The organism is Psittacicella gerlachiana (assembly GCF_003585965.1).
Classification (GTDB): Bacteria; Pseudomonadota; Gammaproteobacteria; order Enterobacterales; family Psittacicellaceae; genus Psittacicella; species Psittacicella gerlachiana.
Map to the genome: position 1 here is coordinate 1 of NZ_NRJF01000272.1, position 1,934 is coordinate 1,934.

General features: G+C 29.7%; 2 protein-coding genes. Both read right to left on the reverse strand.

What is annotated here, in order from left to right:
• Positions 1 to 171: 171 nt before the first annotated feature.
• Positions 172 to 825, reverse strand: coding sequence for a hypothetical protein (locus CKF59_RS07565; protein ID WP_119535298.1), 654 nt, complete (start codon positions 823 to 825; stop codon positions 172 to 174).
• Between the two features lie 490 nt (positions 826 to 1,315).
• Positions 1,316 to 1,717 (reverse strand): ZapG family protein, encoded by a 402-nt coding sequence (locus CKF59_RS07570; protein WP_119535299.1) that lies wholly within the window; start codon positions 1,715 to 1,717, stop codon positions 1,316 to 1,318.
• Positions 1,718 to 1,934: the final 217 nt, after the last annotated feature.

Here is a 1,934-nt window from a genome sequence, read left to right on the forward strand (position 1 = left end):
TTATAAAACGATTAAGATTTTTATGTTAATTTTGCCAAGCAAAATTTAAAACTAATAAGAATTTTCTTAAGATTTTCTTTAGAATTAAGAATTATTAACATTAAAAGCAAGGCTTTTAGAGCAAATAATAAAAAGAAAGACCTTATGTATTGAATACATAAGGTCGTAAATTTATTTTCCTTTCTCGTACATAAAGCCACGAGAAGGTGCTAGTTGTAAACTTTTTAAAAATTGTTCGCGGTTGTGCAGACGACGATAATAATTAGCAACTTTAGTTGGAATTTTGAAAGAGCGTAGATCAACTGAAGAGCGGAAGAGTTTATAAAGTACTGGACCGAGTAAACAGTCTAAAACAGAAAACTCTTCATCAAAAATCATAAGATTACGTTCATCAATAATTCCGCTAATTTGGACTATAAATGTAGTAATTTCTTCAACTGCACTATAAACTAATTCTCCATCATGCGAATTTAATTTATCAAGATGAGGGAAAATTCGCTTTTCCAATAGCTTGGTAACAATACGAGTTTTTGCTCGCTTTTCCGGACCTGTTGGTAAGAGAGGAGGGTGAGGAAACTTGTCATCAAGATATTCTAAAGCTATAGTAATATCGTCGATTTTTAAATCTCTATCCACAATTGTCGCTTTTTTCTTTTTTAAAGTTGCATTAGCTGCAGCAAAGCGATTAGAGGGAGTAGAAGGTGTTGGATTGTCAGATATATACTCTACATCAAAGGCAATCCCTTTTTCAGTTAGGGCTAGGCGTAAAACATGGCTTAAGACATCGTTTTCACCTGAGAATAAAGTAAGAACTGAGCGCTTCATGTCAAATGAACTCCAAATGGTTACACGCTAGGTACAGTTGTTTACTTATAGGCTCAGTAAGCGTATCAATAAAACAAATTTATACCTAAGTGCAATTTGTTATTAATAATGCTTAATTAATTGATCTGCTAAAATTAATTAGCATTATTGTAAGCAACTCTAGCATCATAAAATTAATGGAAAAACCTTATTCTCTTTCATACAATAACCCTAGTAATCTGGCTTGATGACAGAAAATAAAGTGATAAGAGCTTTCGGTTTAATACTAGCGTAAATAAAAAAATTACGCTAATTTATATTATACTTATTCTGTATCTAGTTTACTAGGTTTATAAAAGTAAAGTCAAGTAAAAAACCTAAAAAAACAAAAGTTTTTTATGATTTAGACCCCTAAATATTAAGGATTTAAGAAAAGAAGTAAGTCTCTAATCAAATTGAGATTTATTTTACAAATTAAAAGTACCTAAAGTTCTTTAGGTACTAGGAAAAGTTATTTATTTTTTTCTTCTTCAGGCTTATCATTTGTAGATTCAGCTGGAGTCTGAGCTTGAGATTCAAGTGGTAGCTCCGCATCTACATCATAAGAAATTCTTTCAAGTTTGCCATCTTTGATTTGTAAGAGAAAATCTTTTTCATTTACTTCACGTCCTTCGAGAGAAGCTTTAGTAAATTCTAAAGATTTATAAGTAAATGCCATATTTTGTGCTAAATTTTTTACACTTTCAAGTGCTTGATTTACTTGCTCTAAAGATTCTTGTTGAGCTTTACGAGCGTTAGTTAATTCATTTTTTAACTCTTGTACTCTTTTATGGTTAGTATTTGAAGCACGAGCTAATAAGTAACCTATAAGTACACCAACGATAAATAAAACAATAATTAAAGCTATATTCATAATAAAAAACAGTAAAAAATTTATTAGAAACAAATAGATCTATGTTTATAGTATAACCAAAATCACTAAATAATTTAAATAATTTTGTCTTCTCGATCTATAAAGGAAAAGGAAGTAGAGCTTCTACTTCCTTTAATTGTTTTTGTTATTCAATATCAAAGTCACCAAAACTTAAGAGACGTTGATAACGTTTTTCTAATAATTCTTCAGTAGAAAG